Origin of the sequence: Pedobacter sp. N23S346 (assembly GCF_048515415.1) — a bacterium.
Classification (GTDB): Bacteria; Bacteroidota; Bacteroidia; order Sphingobacteriales; family Sphingobacteriaceae; genus Pedobacter.
In genome coordinates, this window is the sequence record NZ_JBLYEE010000019.1 from 62,993 (window position 1) to 81,263 (window position 18,271).

At 36.0% G+C, this 18,271-nt stretch carries 15 protein-coding genes; 9 read left to right on the forward strand and 6 right to left on the reverse strand.

All coding sequences use genetic code 11. The features are described from left to right. Window positions 1-455: 455 nt before the first annotated feature. Window positions 456-773, reverse strand: a complete 318-nt coding sequence (locus tag ACN1CD_RS22335; protein ID WP_320466194.1) for an RNA recognition motif domain-containing protein — start codon at window positions 771-773, stop codon at window positions 456-458. Between the two features lie 508 nt (window positions 774-1,281). Between ACN1CD_RS22335 and ACN1CD_RS22340 the strand changes: the two genes are divergently transcribed. Beyond that, a complete protein-coding gene (locus tag ACN1CD_RS22340) occupies window positions 1,282-2,145 on the forward strand; it encodes an OmpA family protein (protein WP_419132641.1) in 864 nt (287 codons plus the stop codon). A 305-nt stretch (window positions 2,146-2,450) separates the two neighbouring features. Here the strand turns inward: ACN1CD_RS22340 and ACN1CD_RS22345 are convergent, their stop codons facing one another. Next, entirely contained in the window at window positions 2,451-2,972 is a 522-nt protein-coding gene (locus tag ACN1CD_RS22345) for an RNA polymerase sigma factor (RefSeq protein WP_419132642.1), read from the reverse strand. Window positions 2,973-3,268: 296 nt separating this feature from the next. Here ACN1CD_RS22345 and ACN1CD_RS22350 point away from each other — a divergent pair, with 296 nt between their 5' ends. From ACN1CD_RS22350 to ACN1CD_RS22385, 8 genes are all read left to right on the forward strand, one after another. Continuing rightward, window positions 3,269-3,502, forward strand: coding sequence for a hypothetical protein (locus ACN1CD_RS22350; RefSeq protein WP_419132643.1), 234 nt, complete (start codon window positions 3,269-3,271; stop codon window positions 3,500-3,502). 38 nt (window positions 3,503-3,540) lie between these two features. After that, the gene (treZ, locus tag ACN1CD_RS22355; RefSeq protein ID WP_419132644.1) at window positions 3,541-5,409 is read left to right on the forward strand and encodes a malto-oligosyltrehalose trehalohydrolase; all 1,869 of its coding nucleotides are present in this window, start codon (window positions 3,541-3,543) and stop codon (window positions 5,407-5,409) included. After that, complete coding sequence (gene treY, locus ACN1CD_RS22360) at window positions 5,402-9,463, forward strand: malto-oligosyltrehalose synthase (protein WP_419132645.1); 4,062 nt, start codon at window positions 5,402-5,404, stop codon at window positions 9,461-9,463. Before treZ ends, treY begins: the two co-directional genes overlap by 8 nt. A 232-nt stretch (window positions 9,464-9,695) precedes the next feature. Further along, window positions 9,696-9,893, forward strand: coding sequence for a hypothetical protein (locus ACN1CD_RS22365; RefSeq protein WP_419132646.1), 198 nt, complete (start codon window positions 9,696-9,698; stop codon window positions 9,891-9,893). A 525-nt stretch (window positions 9,894-10,418) separates the two neighbouring features. Continuing rightward, window positions 10,419-10,988, forward strand: a complete 570-nt coding sequence (locus tag ACN1CD_RS22370) for a UbiX family flavin prenyltransferase (protein WP_419132647.1) — start codon at window positions 10,419-10,421, stop codon at window positions 10,986-10,988. 142 nt (window positions 10,989-11,130) lie between these two features. Then, window positions 11,131-12,453, forward strand: a complete 1,323-nt coding sequence (gene mtaB / locus ACN1CD_RS22375; RefSeq protein ID WP_419132648.1) for a tRNA (N(6)-L-threonylcarbamoyladenosine(37)-C(2))-methylthiotransferase MtaB — start codon at window positions 11,131-11,133, stop codon at window positions 12,451-12,453. A gap of 954 nt (window positions 12,454-13,407) precedes the next feature. Next, window positions 13,408-14,556 (forward strand): prolipoprotein diacylglyceryl transferase, encoded by a 1,149-nt coding sequence (locus tag ACN1CD_RS22380; protein ID WP_419132649.1) that lies wholly within the window; start codon window positions 13,408-13,410, stop codon window positions 14,554-14,556. A gap of 52 nt (window positions 14,557-14,608) precedes the next feature. After that, window positions 14,609-15,397, forward strand: coding sequence for an inositol monophosphatase family protein (locus ACN1CD_RS22385; protein ID WP_419132650.1), 789 nt, complete (start codon window positions 14,609-14,611; stop codon window positions 15,395-15,397). 180 nt (window positions 15,398-15,577) lie between these two features. On the opposite strand, the gene ACN1CD_RS22390 is transcribed toward ACN1CD_RS22385, so the two are convergent. From ACN1CD_RS22390 to ACN1CD_RS22405, 4 genes are all read right to left on the reverse strand, one after another. After that, on the reverse strand, window positions 15,578-16,129 hold the full coding sequence (locus ACN1CD_RS22390; RefSeq protein WP_320466205.1) for a NifU family protein: 552 nt from the start codon (window positions 16,127-16,129) through the stop codon (window positions 15,578-15,580). Between the two features lie 86 nt (window positions 16,130-16,215). Further along, window positions 16,216-17,562 carry an adenylosuccinate lyase gene (gene purB / locus ACN1CD_RS22395; protein WP_419132651.1) on the reverse strand — a complete coding sequence of 449 codons (1,347 nt, stop codon included), beginning with the start codon at window positions 17,560-17,562 and terminating at the stop codon, window positions 16,216-16,218. Window positions 17,563-17,693: 131 nt separating this feature from the next. Then, complete coding sequence (locus ACN1CD_RS22400; RefSeq protein WP_419132652.1) at window positions 17,694-17,915, reverse strand: hypothetical protein; 222 nt, start codon at window positions 17,913-17,915, stop codon at window positions 17,694-17,696. Window positions 17,916-18,050: 135 nt separating this feature from the next. Beyond that, window positions 18,051-18,271, reverse strand: a 221-nt coding sequence (locus ACN1CD_RS22405) for a hypothetical protein (RefSeq protein WP_419132653.1), incomplete at its 5' end; no start/stop codon positions are given.

Consider the following 18,271-nt stretch of genomic DNA (forward strand, 5'->3'; position numbering starts at 1 on the left):
GATTGCGTGGCTTAATAAATTAATGTTTCTAACTTTTTCCTTATCAGTTGATTTTATACCAATATCTATTCTATCGAATTATTGCTAAATATTGAAATATTAGGAAGCTAAGAGAAATAATTGTGGCTGAACTTCTTAATGCCTTAATGTTTCATTACACTATTAGTCGGTATTGCACTTACAGAAATTAGTGATTTTAAATTTAATGAATTGTTTCATTTGGTTAACACACCAAACCAGTAGTAATATTAGGTTAGGAGCAAAGGTTGCCAGAAGATCTAAATGATAATTTACGCTGATTTAGATGTTGAGCATTATAACAGAATATAAGATTAGATAGAAAAATAATCTAAATGAAACAATCTATACTTATGAGCTTATAGTTTGTATTTGACACCTTTTTAATCTACTAATTAGTGTCTCACCAACCATCCTAAGTTTTAAAAAGATAATAACTAGCGTTGCAGCCGGGGTCTTTTAGATTTGAACGCTTCGGTTGGTCTTGGTTTTGGGGCTGGTTTTTTGGGAGCCACTTCTTCTGATAGCTTAACCGTAATTACATTGCCTTTAAAGGTTTCGCCGTTTAGCATAGAAATGATGTTTTTTGCATCGTCAAGGCTGGCAACCTCAATAAAGGCATAACCTTTACATTTTCCGGTAGCCCGATCACGAACAACTTTTATGGTGTCTATTTTACCATGTAGGCTAACAAAAATTGCTAAATCCATTTCCTGAATATTATCTGCCAGGCCACCAACGAAAAGTTTGTTCATTTGAAGAATGTTATTATAATGATCCATATCGCTTTTGATAACATTTTCGCCAGCGTTATGTTTTGTCTTTAAATATGTTGCAAAATAAAACTTTAAAATTGTGAAAACAAATCAAATTTTACCCTAAAGACGTATAATTTATCGTAATAGTATGATTTTACCTAGATTTTTTGCGATTATTTTACTGCGTTTTTTTATATCAATGAATATGCCATCATATATTATGATTACTAAAACGTTTTTATTATCCAAAATGATCAAGATAAATCACACATTATTTCTACGCACCTAATTAAAATCTTCGAGGTTTATTTTAATGGATAAAATGAATCAATAGTTTCATCAACTGATAGTGAACACCGTATAGGGATTACTGTTTAGCGGCTTATAAAGTATCGATAAGTTTTGCTTCAATTGTGATTAACATTCTTTAACAGCGTGCAAAGGCAGTTTTAGATTTTACGGCAAGGAATTTGTTAAATATTCAGCTATAAAAAAAGATAAGATTATGAAATTTTACAAATCAATCCCGATAATGCTTTTAGCCGGAGTAATGATTACCAGTTGTGTAAGCAACAAGAAATATACGGAACTGCAAGACACTTACTCAAAATTGCGAGAAAGAAATCAAGAGTTGAGTAATAAATATCAAGATAGTCAACGAGAACTTTCTGGTACCAGCAGCAGAGTAAAAAGTTTGGAAGAGCAAATCGCATCAGAAAAAACAAATGTTGCCGCTTTACAGGAAGCATTAAACAAATGTTTAAGTTCCAGCAGCCAGGGAAATGTGAATATCTCCAAGTTAGTAGATGAAATTAATAGCTCTAATAAATACATCAAGCAACTCGTAAATACAAAAAACAAAAGTGACTCACTTAATATGGTGTTAACAAATAACTTAACCCGTTCTTTAAGTAGAGAAGAATTAAGCGATGTTGATGTACAAGTATTAAAAGGTGTGGTTTACATCTCATTGGCAGATAACATGCTTTATAAATCTGGTAGTTACGAAGTATCTGATAAGTCTGGTGAAACCTTAAGTAAGATTGCTAAAATTATCACAGATTACAGTACGTATGATGTGCTAATTGAAGGTAATACCGATAATGTGCCGATCACACAGCCTAATATTCGAAATAACTGGGATTTAAGTACTTTGAGGGCATCTTCAGTAGTGCAGGTATTGCAAACAAAATATGGAGTAGATCCTAAACGATTAACCGCAGGTGGTCGTGGAGAATTCAATCCTATTGCAGATAATGCAACGCCGACAGGCAAAGCACAAAACAGAAGGACGCAAATTATCATCACGCCTAAATTAGATCAGTTTATGGATTTAATTGGTAAAGCGCCAGAGCAATCACAAAAATAAAATGAAAAATTTTAGGGCAGTCTTTTAAGGCTGCCCTTTTTTTGTGACTAAAATTTTGATGTTGAATCAAACCTCTTTCTATCTGTTAGTGTTTCAGGAACCGAAAAGATCATTCCGATCCCTAGGTTGGTGGCTCACCAACCGAAACACTCATGCCTTGTTTTTTAAGATATTAGTCGATTAATGAGGTAAAACTTAGGCTTGGTTGGTGAGACACCAAACCAGTAGATTAGACGGGATATTATATAAACGAAAAATGATAGCACATAAAAAAACCTCAGCGGTTTAAGCTGAGGTTTCAATTTTTAAGCACTATAGGCTTCCTTCGCGTAGGTTTTTAAATATTTTTTTAGCATTTCTCTAGCCACATGGATTCTCGTTTTCACGGTACCCAACGGAATTTGCAATTCATCTGCAATTTCATGGTATTTAAAGCCCTCAAAGTATTTGATAAATGGTACGCTATATACTTCGGGTAAATGATTTAATGCTTTTTGAATATCATCAACAATCATTTTTCCAACACTTGCATTTCGCTCAGCGCTATACATCAGATTTGCTGATGAAATTTCATCATCCTGTGTAATTAATGTTTTTGCTTTTGCCGATTTACGGTAGTTATTGATAAATGTGTTTTTCATTATCACAAAAAGCCAGCCTTTGAAGTTTGTACCCTCCTGAAAATTTTGGTAAAATCTAATGGCTTTCAACATCGTGTCTTGTACCAAATCATTTGCATCTTCGATATCTTTAGTGAAATTTAAAGCATGCATTTTTAGCGATAGAGAATGGCTGTTAACCATGTTGTTAAATTCAAACTGTGTCATGATGTTTTAGGTTAAGGATGTATTTTTTAACGAACAAATGTTATACCAAAAGAACTCACTAGCAACCTTGGTCTGATTATCTAATTTGGTCAAAATATGCTTCTGGAGTATATTGAAGGTGATTTTTTCTAGAATCTATACAACTTACTCCTATTCGAAAACGTACAAATACGAGGGTTTATACTTAAACTTTAGCATCCATACGTTTAGCTTTTTTTCGAATTGAATAATATTGAATACATCACTTGTGTAAAACATTTTATGCGTTTCGACACTTCTTATGTTAAAAATTAAACATGGAAGAATTGATGAATCAGATAAAAGCATTTTTAGGTAACAGTGCTAAAAATATTTTCAAAAAAGGACCAGCGGAGATAGAGGTGGTAGTTAATAAAGGAGAAAACGCACAACAAATTTCAGAACACCTAAAAGAACATATCATCACTATGATAAGTGAGGATGCGATTGCTAAAATCAGTTTCGTAGATCAATCAGGAAATGTTATCGATAGCTTTTCATTAAATCAATAATCTTCAAGCTTAACAACCTGAACAGAATAGTAAGAAATATGGAAATAGATATCCGCAAAAGAAAAATAGGATTAAATTTTAACGAAAAAGGGACTGCCGAAATTTATCTCTGGGCGCCTTATGCATCAAGAGTTAATTTGATTACCAACAACTCAGAATTGGATCTGATCAGAAAAGATTTTGGTTACTGGTATCTGGAAACGAAAGCATTGAAAGATGGTGATGAATATGGGTTTAAAATATGCTATTCCGAAGAAACAGCTCATCAAACTTCTGGCGTTAAAAATTTATACAGGGCAGATCCGGCTTCTTTGTGGCAAAAAGCTGGTGTAGCCGGAAATTCTACTGCCATTAATTTAAATGCTTTCACCTGGACTGATCAGAACTGGCAAGGTTTGCCTCTGGAAGATTTCATTATTTACGAATTACATACGGGAACATTTACTGATAGTGGTGATTTCAAATCCATCGAAGATAAATTACAGTATTTGAAAGATCTTGGTGTGACCGCGATAGAATTAATGCCGGTTGCACAGTTTTCTGGGGATAGAAACTGGGGTTACGATGGCGTATTTCCCTTTGCTACGCAGAACTCTTACGGTGGGCCCGAAGCTTTACAACACTTAATTAATGCTTGTCATGAAGTTGGTTTAGCCGTAATTTTGGATGTTGTTTACAATCATATGGGTCCTGAAGGGAACTACTTTAACGATTTTGGCCCGTACTTCACCGATAAATATCAAACGCCATGGGGCCAGGCATTAAACTTTGATGATGCAAACTGCGACCCTGTTAGGGATTACTTTATTGAAAACGTATTGATGTGGTTCCGCGATTTCCATGTCGATGCCCTAAGGATGGATGCCGTGCATGCGATTAAAGATTTTAGCGCTATACCTATTTTAAAGGAAATTAAAACCTATGTTAATCAGCTTGCTGATCATACCGGTAGGTCTCATCAGCTGATTGTTGAACTGGATCTGAATGATCCGAAGTACATTAATGATCCAGATTGTGGCGGCTATGGTATGGATGCGCAATGGGTTGATGAATTTCACCATGCCCTTCGGGTTACTGCCGGACAAGAACCAAACGGTTATTACGCTGATTTCAATGGCATTGAACAGCTGGCAAAATCTTACGAAGACGCCTATGTTTATGATGGGCAATATTCTCCTCACCGTGAAAAGAAATTTGGCGCAAAAGCTACTGAAAATGAAGGGAAGCAATTTGTTGTTTTCTCTCAAAATCATGATCAGGTAGGCAACCGGATGCTCGGAGAACGAACCAGCGAACTGGTAAGTTTCGAAATGTGTAAATTACTGGCTGCCGCAGTGTTTTGCAGTCCCTTTGTGCCCTTGGTTTTTATGGGGGAAGAATATGGCGAAACCAATCGATTCCAGTTTTTTACCAGTCATAGCGATAAAGAATTAATTGAAGCAGTTAGAAAAGGCAGAAAAGCAGAATTTGCAGCTTTTCATAGCAGAGCGGAAACACCAGATCCACAAAGTGATGAAACCTTTTTAACATCAAAACTCGACTGGAATAAGATCAGTCAGCAGCCCCACAGCAACCTGCTGCAGTATTATAAAGCCTTGATCAGTCTGAGAAAAGAATACAAGTCGCTTTCCACGCTCAATAGGGAAAATGTAAAAGCAAGCTCATTTGTCGATCAGAATTGTTTAATACTAGAGCGCTGGCATGAACAAGAACGCTTAATCTGTTTAATGAATTTTTCAGATCAGGAGCAAACCTTAACGCTCGAAAACGGTTATCAATATCAAAATATTTTTAATTCATCATCTACTGCATGGGGTGGATCAACTGACGTTGATACTGCTCCGGTGCAAAATAAAGTAACTATTTTATCCGAATCTATCTCAATATTCCTTTGCGAAAATGTATAAACCCAGCACTACCTACCGAATTCAGTTCAATAAAGATTTTCCATTTAAATCGCTCGATAAAATAATTCCCTATTTAAAAAACCTGGGGATAGATACCATTTATGCATCGCCAATATTTGAAGCCTCTCCAGGAAGTACCCATGGCTATGATACAACCAATCCACATCTGATTAATCCGGAAATAGGGACGGAGGAAGAATTATATCAACTTTCAGCGAAGCTAAAGGATGCAGGAATTGGCTGGTTGCAGGATATTGTACCTAATCACATGGCTTTTCATACCAATAACACCTGGCTGATGGATGTATTAAAGAAAGGGGAGAAATCAGCGTATGCAATCTTTTTTGATATTGATCTGAAACACGAAAAAAAACTCATGGTTCCATTTTTGGGAGAAGATTTAAGCGATGCCATAGAAAATGGTTCCCTAAAGTTAGAGACAGATAATAATCAGTTTTACCTGAACTATAGCGGAACACAGTGGCCGGTAAGTGATGCTACCCATCAAAATCTTCAAGGTAAAAATGTAGGGGATTTCAATAGTAATAAATCTGAATTGCTCAAAATTGTAAATGAGCAGAACTATCGCCTTTGCAATTGGCAGGAAACCTTCTCTAAAATTAATTACAGGAGGTTTTTTACCGTAAATAGTTTAATCTGCCTTAATATTCAGGATAAAGCAGTGTTTGATACCTACCACGAATATATTTTTAAATTGGTAAATGACGGCATCTTCCAGGGATTAAGAATTGATCACGTTGATGGACTTTATGATCCAAAGGTGTATCTGGATAGACTTAGGGCAGCCGTAGGCAATGATGTTTATATCGTAATAGAAAAGATTCTAGAAAACAAAGAACAATTGCCATTAAATTGGAACACCCAAGGCAGTACCGGATATGATTTTCTGGCCATCACCAATAATCTTTTTACCAATAATGCAGCCCAGAAATCTTTTGATAAACTATACGAAAAAGTAACAGGCAAATCTCAGGATCTGGAAGTGCTGATTCATGAGAAGAAGGAGGCCATTTTATATGAACATATGCATGGTGAACTCGACAATCTGTATCAACTTGCAAAAGAACTGGATTTGATTTCCGATGCAAATGAAAAAGAAATCAGTGCAGAAATTATAAAAAAGGGGATCGGAGAAATGATGATTCAGATGCCTGTATATCGTTATTATGATTACCAGTTTCCATTAAAAAGTGAGTCTTTACATCAACTCACAAATTTAATTTCAGGTGTAAATAAAACAGAAGAATTAAAACCAGCTGGTGCATTTCTGGCTAAAATGTTTATAGAGAAGCCAGTAGCTGGAGATCCGATTTATCTAAAAAACATCGGAAAGTTTTACCAGCGTTGTATGCAATTTACTGGCCCACTAATGGCGAAAGGAGTGGAAGATACAGTGATGTTTACCTATAATTTGTTCGTTGGCCATACCGAGGTTGGAGATGCCCCCCATGCATTCGGAATTACGACAGAAGATTTTCATTCAAAAATGGAAGAAAGGCAAAAACTTTGGCCACATGCCTTAAACGGAAGCGCTACGCACGATACCAAAAAAGGCGAAGATGTTAGAGCGAGACTAAATGTATTAACCGATGTTCCGGAGCAGTGGACTGATGTGGTGGAAGATTTGCTGAAGATTACCGATCAACTTCTGCAAGAAGAGGAATCACTAAGTAGCCTGCACAAAAATGATATGTATCTGGTGATTCAAACTATTTTAGGTGCATCAGCCATGCCTGGTGAAGATATCGATAATATAAACGAACGTTTAGAGCAATATATTCAAAAGGCATTAAGAGAAGCTAAAAAACGTTCAGATTGGGCATCGCCTGATGAAGAATATGAGCAAAAAGTAAAGGCTTTTGCAAACGCGTTACTTGATCCCAAGACCTTGGGTAACCAGACGATACAAAAATTTATCGAAAAAATTGCAGACTTTGGTATTGTAAATAGCCTGGCTCAATTGGTACTTAAATTCACTTGTCCAGGTATTCCGGATGTTTATCAGGGCACCGAATTATGGGATCTGAGTTTGGTAGACCCAGATAATCGCAGACCAGTAGATTATGATAAGCGGATAAATTTTCAGAATGAGCAAGAGAATCAAAGTTTAAATGCACTTTGGGACAAGCGCTATTCGGGAAAAATAAAGTTATGGCTAACAGAAAAGTTAGCCACCATCAGAAAAGATAATCATCAGCTTTTTGAAGATGGAAAATACATTCCGCTTCGAGTAGAGGGGACGTTTAAACAGCATATCATGTCCTTCGCCCGACAGTTAAATAATGATTGGATTGTTGTCGTGATTCCAATAGGATTGGCAGCACTGGTTAAAGATGATTCAGCTAAACTCAATAAATTCGAGTGGGCAGACACTCAAATCATTTTACCTTCAGCCGCACCAATTGAATGGAATAATCTGATTTCAAAAACATCTGGTGTAAAAGATATATTGTATGATGGTCTATTGGTTAGCCAGATTTTAAGTGATATGCCAGTCGGTGTGATTAAATTGAAAACCAGTAACAACCACCGTTCAGCAGGAATTTTGATGCACATTAGTTCATTGCCTTCTGAATATGGGATTGGAGACATTGGCCCGGAAAGTAAAAAATTTATAAATTTTCTGGCTGATGCCGGACAAAAATACTGGCAAATATTGCCGGTTAATCCAACAAAAAGAGAAAACGGACACTCGCCATATTCAAGTAATTCAGCCATGGCCGGAAATGTCCTACTGATTAGTCCAGATTCTCTCCTGGAAGATGGTTTATTAACCGCTGCTGATTTGAAAACCACAATAATCGAATCAACTGATCAGGTTGATTATGATTTGGTCGAAAGTAATAAATATAATCTACTTGCTAAAGCATATGAAAATTTCAAACAATCTGAAAATACATTCTTAAAAGAATCCTTCGAAACATTTTGTTCGGAGGAGAAGAGCTGGCTCGATCATTTTGCCTTATATTTCGCCATTAAAGCCCATCACCAGCATTTAGAATGGTACAATTGGCCAGATCAGTTTAGAACATGCAATAAAATGGCGCTCGCAGATTTTTTTAATGAATGTGAGGAAGAAATAGAAGGAATAAAATGGCAGCAGTTTATTTTCTATAAGCAATGGCATGCCTTGAAGGATTACGCCAATCAACATGGAATTGAGATGGTGGGCGATCTTCCTTTCTATTTAGACCTGGATTCTGTGGAAGTATGGTCTCAACCCCATTTATTTAAGCTCGATGAATCTTTAAAACCACTTAAAGTTGCCGGAGTTCCACCAGATTATTTTAATGAAAATGGTCAGCTTTGGGGCATGCCCATCTTCAATTGGGAAGCAATGAAGGCTGATCATTATGCCTGGTGGGTTAACCGGCTCAAGAAAAATATGGAATTGTTCGATTTATTGCGATTGGATCATTTCAGGGCATTCTCCTCTTTTTGGGAAGTTGATGCAGGTGCAGCGAACGCAATAAATGGAAAATGGATTAATGGACCCGGGCAGGAATTTTTCGAAGTAATCAAAAAAGAACTCGGCGGATTACCATTTATTGCAGAAGATCTTGGTGAAATCACTGCAGATGTTGAGTTGCTTCGCGATAAGTTTGATTTGCCGGGTATGAAGGTTCTTCAATTTGCTTTTGGCGGCGATTTGATTACAACTATACATGTTCCCCATAATTATACCACTCCGAATTGTCTCGTTTACACCGGTACGCATGACAACAATACGTTGCTGGGTTGGTTCAAAAATGAAACAGACCATGATACCAGGAAAAGACTAGACATTTATTTTGGAGTTAAAGTGAATGAGAAAAATGTTAATCAAACTATTTTAAGAGCAGTATATGCATCCAGTGCTAAAATCGCTATTGTACCTGTTCAGGATATATTAAATTTGGATGAAGATGCCAGAATGAATAAGCCAGGTAATGTTTCAGGCAATTGGGGATGGCGTTTAACGAAGCAGATGTTAAATGTAGATTTAATTGATTGGCTTAAAAAAGAAACAGAAATTAGTCATAGAAAGCAGTAATCATATTCTTTTATTTTGTTAAAATGAGGGTCAGCAGAACGTGAATATGTTTAGCCCTCATTTTAATAGATATACTCATCATGTTCATTTATGTATCAAGTTAACAATAAATTGTTTTTTTAGGATAACGTTGAAAAATATCATAATTCTATTTGTTTTTGTTAATTATGTGTATATTTTATCTTACTTAAATTATTATTTTTGCCAAATTTTTATGACTTAATGGTAAATAATGAGTGACGTTAGATTTGGTGAGATTATTTGTATAAATAGAAATGAGAAATATGGAATAATCATGGACGATAATTTTCAGGATATTCCTTTCATTTCGATTGACTTACCTGAAGGCATTAAAGTAAATGATCAGGTTTCCTTTGAAATCGAGCTAGGTGTAGATGGCTTAATCGCAACGAAGATTAGTTTGATCTGAATGACTTCTCTCAATAGGCTGATTTTCCGAATGTAGTAAGCAACAAATTGCTTTTTTTAACATCTTTAAAGTTTCTTTTAATTAAAATTAACTAATCATAATGCGCTTAACTTTAGTGAAAAGATAATGATTTTAAAACCTAAAGTTAATGTAGGTGTATGGTATGATGTACTGCTTTACGTATAAATCACTGAATTAATAATGTCAGAAGTATCAATAACATCTGGATTTTTGTCGTATTTATATTACTATTTAACTAAAAAAGGTATTTTTTTTGCTTATTTTAATAATCTAAATTTATATTTTTAAAAATTATTTATCTGAAAATCAGACTGTTGTTTTGTGTTTGTTGGGTATTTTAATCTTTTACATAATTTAACAGTTCACCCTTATCTTTTCTTGAAAAAATATATATATTTGTTCTTACCCTTTCGAGGGTATGTTTTTCATAGGTAGATGTAGGGTCGAATACTTGTATTCGGCCCTTTTTTGTCTTTGATTGTTTTAATAACGTATTTTTGGGATATGATAAAAAAGAAAGTTGTTGTAGCCGTTACTGGTGCCAGTGGGTCAATTTATGCTAAAGTTTTGTTCGATAAATTAATCGAACTTCAAGATCAAATCAAGGCAGTTGGCGTAGTAATGAGCGACAATGCAAAAGAAGTTTGGCAATTTGAATTAGGAGATCAAAATTATACCAACTTCAACGATTTTACTTTCTTTGGTAAAAATGACTTTAATGCTCCCTTTGCTTCTGGTTCGGCCAAATACGATACCATGATCATCGTACCATGTTCAATGGGTACACTTGGTAGAATAGCACATGGAATTTCAAACGATCTGATCTCCAGAGCTGCGGATGTAATTTTGAAAGAACGCAGAAAACTAATTGCCGTAGTTAGAGATACACCATTTAGCTTAATTCATATCAACAATATGAAAACTGTTACCGAAGCAGGAGGGATCATCTGTCCGGCAAATCCATCTTTTTATAGCCTGCCCAAAACGATTGAAGAAGTAGCGGGGACAGTGATCAGCAGGGTGCTGGATTTAGCTGGTTTTGAACAGCAGAGTTACCGTTGGCAAGAGAAATAGTTTCCGGTTTTAATTTTCAATGGCCTGTATTGTAAACTCAAAATTACCTACTGAAAACTGAAATGTTATCTCACTGTAATTTATCAGTTCTCTAAACTCCAATCTGGCAACTCCAAACTTATTTCTTATCTTTGCAGGCTCAATGAAAAAGGTCGCATTTTATACATTAGGTTGTAAACTCAATTTCTCAGAAACCTCTACCATCGGTCGTTTATTTACCGATGCAGGTTATGCTGTGGTAGAATTTCAGGATCAGGCCGATGTATATGTGATTAACACGTGTTCAGTTACCGAGCATGCGGATAAAAAATGCCGTAAAGTTGTTAAAGAAGCCTTAAAATATTCTCCAAATGCATTTGTTACCATCGTTGGATGCTATGCTCAATTAAAGCCACGAGAAATCGCAGAGATTGAAGGTGTAGATATGGTTCTTGGTGCTGCGGAGAAGTTCAGAATTGTAGAATACATTACTGATTTAACCAAGCAGCCGAAAGCGGTGATTCATCAGCAAAGTATAGAAAAAGTAAATCATAATTTTATTGCATCTTATTCTATCGGCGATAGAACACGTACTTTTTTGAAAGTTCAGGATGGATGTGATTATCCTTGCACTTATTGCACCATTCCCCTGGCTCGTGGCGCCAGCCGGAGCGATACCATAGAAAATGTAGTAAACCGTGCCAGGATGATAGCTGAAGGAGGTGTGAAAGAAATCGTATTAACAGGGGTAAACCTTGGCGATTTCGGCATTCGTAACGGTGAGCGTGAAGATAAATTTTTCGATCTGGTAAAAGCGTTGGATGAGGTAGAAGGAATTGAAAGAATCCGTATTTCGTCGATAGAACCAAATCTTTTAAGCAATGAGATCATCGAGTTCGTGGCAACCTCTAAACGTTTTGTTCCTCATTTTCATATTCCTTTGCAATCTGGATCTGATAAAATCTTAGGTTTGATGCGCCGTCGTTACCGCACGGATCTATATGTAGAGCGAGTGGCTAAAATTAAAGCTGTAATGCCTCATTGTTGTATTGGTGTGGATGTTATAGTCGGTTTTCCAGGCGAAACAAAAGAAGATTTCTTAGATACTTACCAGTTTTTAAATCAATTAGATATTTCATATCTGCATGTATTTACCTACTCTGAGCGTGAATTGACTGCCGCTGCGGAAATGAAAGGTGTGGTTGCAGGTAGCGAGCGTAACGAACGAAGTAAGATGTTACATATCCTATCGGATAAAAAACGTAGGGCTTTTTACGAATCGCAAATTGGAAGCAATGCCGAAGTACTTTTCGAAGCAGATCAAAAAATGGGCTTCATGCATGGTTTTACTAAAAACTATGTTAAAGTTCGTGCGAAATATGATCCCATTATGGTAAATGAACTAAAAGCTGTTAAGCTCTTGGAAATTACCGCAGAAGGTGAAGTAGAAGTGGCTGAATTGGAAACGGCTTACGCACATCATTAGCTAAGTAGAGGAAGTTGAGATTTCTTCGTTAGTGAATTAATTTTGAGGTCGTTTTTCGTTACTCGTTTTTCGCTGTTAGATAGCCTGAGTATATATCGAAGATTGTTGTGCGTTACTCCAAATTAACCCCTTTTCCGCTTTTGTCTTTGCTCTTTAATCTTTGCTCTTTTCTCTTTTCTTCCTTTAAAACTGTCGTCCTTGCGAGGCACGAAGCAATCTCCTCTTTATTTAATAATTTTTATCAAAGATTTACTAAAAAGCGCAGAATGACTTCCAAAGTTTAATTATGATTTAAATTAAAACAGACTGACGAAGTTTCCCCAACACACAAGCCACCTAAACTTCGTAAGTCGAATCAACTTGCGAAGTCTCAAAAGCCTAGAGCGCAGAATGACTTCCAAAGTTTAATTTTGATTTAAATTCCAATAGACTGACGAAGTTTCCCCAACACAGAAGCTACCTAAACTTCGTAAGTCAAATCAACTTGCGAAGTCTCAAAAGCCTGGAGCGCAGAAAGACTTCGACAGTTTTAATATGATTTAAATTCCAACAGACTGACGAAGTTTCCCTTACACGCGAGGCCACCTAAACTTCGTAAGTCGAATCAACTTGCGAAGTCTTAAAAGCCCGAGCGCAGAAAGACTTCGACAGTTTTAATTTTGATTTAAATTCAACAGACTGACGAAATTTCCCTTACACGCGAGGCCACCTAAACTTCGTAAGTCGAATCAAATGCGAAGTCTCAAAGGCCTTAAAAAACCAACAACAATAATTATTATATTGCTGATTAATGCTATCCGGCTTACGCCAATGGAAAAATATATAATCCGTATTCATCTTTAGCCTTTCCACTTTAGTCTTTCAGCTTTAGTCTTTCATCTTTGCTCCTTAATCCTTGCTCTTTAGTCTTTCTGCTTTCCCCTTTCTTTCCTATCTTCGCAACAAAATATTTTTATGTTTCCTACTGTCTCGCATTTTTTAGAATACCTTTTTGGCATCAATCTGCCATTGCCTTTCAATACTTTTGGCGTTTTTGTCGCGCTTGCCTTTGTTGCAGGCTATTGGGCTTTTACTAAAGAATTGCAAAGGAAAGAAGCATTGGGAATCCTTCATCCGATTACTAAAACCGTCATTATTGGGAAGCCAGCCACTACTTCCGAATTAATAATGAATGGCTTGTTCGGTTTTTTAATTGGCTATAAACTTGTTTATGCACTTTTAAATTATTCGTTATTCGTGAGTGATGCGCAATCCATTTTAATGTCTGCTAAAGGGAACGTGATTGGAGGTTTATTATTTGCCGCTTTGTTTGCATACTGGGATTATAAAGAAAAAGACAAATACAAATTAGACAAACCGAAGGAAACAAAAGTAACGATCCATCCTTACCAACTAATGAGTAACCTCATTGTATGGGCCGCAGTATGGGGTTTTTTAGGGGCTAAATTTTTCGATAACTTAGAATATTGGGATGATTTTGTACAACATCCAATTGAACGTTTATTATCTTTTAGTGGCTTAACCTTTTATGGCGGATTAATTTGTGGCGGTGCAGCTGTACTGATTATTGCCAAACGGAACGGTATAAAACCTTTGCACATGCTAGATGTGGGCGGACCAGGAATGATGTTAGCCTATGCCGTAGGAAGAATCGGTTGCCATTTATCTGGAGATGGTGATTGGGGAATAGTGAATTCAAACCCAAAACCTTTTACCTGGTTGCCAGATTGGTTATGGTCATACACTTATCCAAATAACGTAGTAGGAGAGGGAATTCCAATTCCTGGCTGTTCAGGTAAGTTTTGCAACGAATTGGCTCAGGGTGTTTACCCAACACCAATCTATGAGGTAATCGTTTGTTTAATCCTTTTCGCCTTTTTATGGAGCATCCGCGATAAAATTAAAGCACCAGGACTGATGTTTGGTATTTATATGATTCTGAACGGAATCGAACGTTTCTGTATTGAGTTAATCCGGGTCAATTCAAAATACCATGTTTTTGGTTTATCCTTTACACAAGCTGAAATGATTTCTACTTTCCTGGTTATCGGCGGTATTGCTTTGAGTGCTTATGCGCTCAGAAATAAAAATACATTGAGTTAATCTTTATTTCTAAAACCCTAACACACAACAATAAATTCTTTGTTAAAAAATTATGGATTACGAATTATTATGCAACAAGGTCATCTCTATTGTTAAACTTACCGGAAATTTCATCCGTAAAGAGGCTTTACAGTTTGATGCCAGTAAAATTGAGTATAAAGGTTTAAATGATATGGTTTCTTATGTAGATAAAACTGCAGAACAGAAACTGGTTAGGAACCTGGAGAAATTGATTCCGGATGCTGGATTTATCACCGAAGAAAAAACAATCAGCAGAGAAGGTAAAACTTATACCTGGATTATTGATCCTTTGGATGGTACCACCAACTTTATCCACGGAATACCTGCCTATGGCATCAGTGTTGCCTTATATGAAGATGGATTGCCAGTTATTGGTGTTGTTTATGAATTAAACAGAGGAGAGATGTTTTATTCATACAAAGGCGGAGATGCTTTTATGAATAAAAAACAAATTAAAGTGTCTACTAATCCTGATTTGCCCTCTAGTTTATTGGCTACAGGTTTCCCATATTATCAGTTTGAGAAGCAAGCGCAATACTTGAAGCTATTAGAAGAAATGATGCAGAAGAGCCACGGTGTTCGCCGGATTGGTGCTGCAGCAGTTGATTTAGTTTATACCGCATGTGGCCGTTTTGATGCTTTCTTTGAATATAATTTACAGCAGTGGGATTTTGCCGCAGGTTGTTTCATTGTTCAGCAGGCTGGAGGAGAAGTTTTTGATTTTTCCGGAGGTAATGATTATTTTAACAAAAGAGAAATCTTAGCCACCAATGGAAAGCTGACTGCAGAAATGCTGGAAGCCATAAAAAGATACTTTTAATTCAGATTCGAAATAAAACTGGTGTTTTTTAAAGAGAAGTTTAGCTAGCAAATCTACATTGATTTGCTGCTTAATTAGATTCTAATAACTCATAATGAAGTTTATCAAAATGACCGATAACAGAAATGGCTCACCTTTAGTGAGCCATTTCTGTTATCAATTACTATGAAAAATGCATTGTTATAAAGCTTCTGAAACTACTTCAGTAACCTCAGGAACCATTCTTTGCAATAAATTCTGGATGCCAGATTTAAGTGTGATGGTAGACGAAGGACAACCACTGCATGAACCGCGTAATTCTACCGTTACTACACCCTCATCAAAAGATTTATAGGTAATAGCACCACCATCCTGCTCAACTGCCGGGCGAACGTAATCATGTAAAATCTGTTGGATTTTAATTTCAGTTTCTGTTCCTTCAAAAGATGGAGCTTCTTCAGATGTATCCTCTTTGATTTTCAACTCAGATTCTACAGCACCTTTTACAAATTCCTTTAAAATAGCTTCGATATCAGCCCAATCAGCATCGTCAGTTTTAGTAACAGTTACAAAGTTGCTGGCGAAAAATACACCCGAAACAAAGCTGAATTTAAATAATTCCTTTGCGAAAGGAGAATGTTCTGCACTCTCTTTTGTTGCGAAATCCTCACTCCCGTTAATTAATAGCTTATTCACCATGAATTTCATGGTAGCCGGATTAGGAGTCTGTTCTGTATATACGTTAATCGTCATGTCTTAATCAATTTGAATAAACAAAATTAACAATTACTCATTAATAAAGCTTTTGCAGGCTGTCTGTTTAGCGTCAATTTAATTGACTAGAAAATACCAGTATAATTAAAAGGCGTAATCGTTCTCAGTTGTACTTTAACTTCTTCTGTAACTGCTAATCCTTCAATAAATTCGGCAATGCTGGCTGCGTTTATTTTTGAATTGGTTCTGGTCAGTTCTTTCAATGCCTCATACGGATTGGGGAAATTTTCTCTCCGTAAAACAGTTTGAATGGCTTCAGCCACTACCGCCCAGTTATCATCTAAATCTGCATGTAAAGCTGCTTCATTTAATAAGATTTTATTTAGTCCTCTTAAAGTAGAATGAATGGCAATTAAAGTGTGTCCGAAAGGTACGCCAACATTTCTAAGGACTGTAGAATCGGTTAAATCTCTCTGTAAACGGGAGATCGGGAGTTTAGCAGCGAAAAATTCAAATAATGCATTGGCAATACCTGCGTTACCTTCTGCATTTTCAAAATCGATTGGATTAACTTTGTGTGGCATGGCCGATGAACCAATTTCTCCGGCTTTAATTTTCTGCTTAAAATAGTTTTTTGAAATATACGTCCAGATATCTCTGTCTAAATCGATGATGATGTTATTGATCCGTTTTAATGCATCACATTGTGCTGCAAACTGATCATAATGTTCGATCTGTGTAGTGTGTTGTGCACGGGTTAAACCTAAAGTTATATTCACAAACTGATTAGAGAAATCTACCCAATTTACCTGTGGGTAGGCGATATGGTGTGCATTAAAATTGCCGGTTGCACCGCCAAATTTAGCGCTGTTTGGAATCGACTTTAAATTTTCAAGCTGGATACTCAGACGATCTGAGAAAACCAGAAACTCTTTGCCCAATTTTGTAGGGGAGGCTGGCTGACCGTGTGTATGAGCAAGCATTGGGATATCTTTCCATTCAATTGCTAAGGCTTCAATTTTAGCAATTAATGTAGAAATGGCAGGATAGTAACAATCCTTAAAGGCTAATTTAATGGAATAAGGAATTGCCGTATTATTAATATCCTGAGAAGTTAACCCGAAATGGATGAACTCTTTGAAATCCTGAAGGGATAAAGTATCGAATTTATTTTTGATAAAATACTCAACTGCTTTTACATCATGATTGGTAACCTTTTCTGTCTCCTTGATTTCTAACGCATCAGTCTCCGAAAAATTTTCATGTATCTTACGAAGATCCGCATAAAGATTTTTATCAAATTTTTCGAGTCCTGGAAGGTTTGCTTCGCATAAAGAGATAAAATATTCAATTTCTACAAAAACACGATATTTTATCAATGCTTCTTCAGAAAAGTAAGCAGCTAAACTTTCAGTTGTTTTTCTATATCGGCCATCAACTGGAGAGATAGCTTGTAGTGGTGTTAAATTCATTATGCGGATTATATTTTTGCCGCAAATTTACTACAATTGCCCGGATATCAGAATTGTTTTATTTCTTGTTCATAAAAAAAAGGTATTGATTTCGAAATCAATACCTTTTTTATTTAAGAGAAAAATTAAAACTAGTGTTTAACTTCTGTAGTAGTTGTAGTTGCTTTTACAGTAGTATCTTTTACTGTAGAATCTTTAACAACAGTATCAACACCAGTAGTATCAGTAACGATAGTTGATGAATCGGTTACCGTTGTATCAGTACCGTCTGCTTTTTTATCTGAACCGCCACAAGCAGCAACTGTTAAAGATAAAGCGATAGCTAAGAAACCTAATTTGAATGCATTTTTCATAATAATATTTGTTTTAGGGTTAATATATACTCTTAATACCTGCAGATTAAAAAGGTAACCCGCAAAACGGGATAAAATAAAAAAGGTCTTTAAGAAACTAATCTTAAAGACCTTTTTATTATAAGTAAAGTCAGACTAGTGTTTAACTTCTTCTGTAGTAGTTGTAGTAGCTTTTACAGTAGTATCTTTTACTGTAGAATCTTTAACAACAGTATCAACACCAGTAGTATCAGTAACGATAGTAGAAGAATCAGTTAAAGTTGTGTCAGCACCTTCAGCTTTTTTTTCTGAGTTACAAGCAACAACTGATAAAGATAAAGCTAAAGCTAAAAAGCCTAATTTGAATGCATTTTTCA

What these genes read in the sequence shown, in the direction of transcription:
- ACN1CD_RS22345 (WP_419132642.1), bottom strand. Translation starts at nt 2,972, where the DNA reads ATGACACAGTTTGAATTTAACAACATGGTTAACAGCCATTCTCTATCG.
- ACN1CD_RS22380 (WP_419132649.1), top strand. Translation starts at nt 13,408, where the DNA reads ATGTTTCCTACTGTCTCGCATTTTTTAGAATACCTTTTTGGCATCAAT.
- treY (WP_419132645.1), top strand. Translation starts at nt 5,402, where the DNA reads ATGTATAAACCCAGCACTACCTACCGAATTCAGTTCAATAAAGATTTT.
- ACN1CD_RS22390 (WP_320466205.1), bottom strand. Translation starts at nt 16,129, where the DNA reads ATGACGATTAACGTATATACAGAACAGACTCCTAATCCGGCTACCATG.
- ACN1CD_RS22340 (WP_419132641.1), top strand. Translation starts at nt 1,282, where the DNA reads ATGAAATTTTACAAATCAATCCCGATAATGCTTTTAGCCGGAGTAATG.
- ACN1CD_RS22385 (WP_419132650.1), top strand. Translation starts at nt 14,609, where the DNA reads ATGGATTACGAATTATTATGCAACAAGGTCATCTCTATTGTTAAACTT.
- ACN1CD_RS22365 (WP_419132646.1), top strand. Translation starts at nt 9,696, where the DNA reads ATGAGTGACGTTAGATTTGGTGAGATTATTTGTATAAATAGAAATGAG.
- purB (WP_419132651.1), bottom strand. Translation starts at nt 17,562, where the DNA reads ATGAATTTAACACCACTACAAGCTATCTCTCCAGTTGATGGCCGATAT.
- ACN1CD_RS22350 (WP_419132643.1), top strand. Translation starts at nt 3,269, where the DNA reads ATGGAAGAATTGATGAATCAGATAAAAGCATTTTTAGGTAACAGTGCT.
- ACN1CD_RS22400 (WP_419132652.1), bottom strand. Translation starts at nt 17,915, where the DNA reads ATGAAAAATGCATTCAAATTAGGTTTCTTAGCTATCGCTTTATCTTTA.
- ACN1CD_RS22335 (WP_320466194.1), bottom strand. Translation starts at nt 773, where the DNA reads ATGAACAAACTTTTCGTTGGTGGCCTGGCAGATAATATTCAGGAAATG.
- ACN1CD_RS22370 (WP_419132647.1), top strand. Translation starts at nt 10,419, where the DNA reads ATGATAAAAAAGAAAGTTGTTGTAGCCGTTACTGGTGCCAGTGGGTCA.
- mtaB (WP_419132648.1), top strand. Translation starts at nt 11,131, where the DNA reads ATGAAAAAGGTCGCATTTTATACATTAGGTTGTAAACTCAATTTCTCA.
- treZ (WP_419132644.1), top strand. Translation starts at nt 3,541, where the DNA reads ATGGAAATAGATATCCGCAAAAGAAAAATAGGATTAAATTTTAACGAA.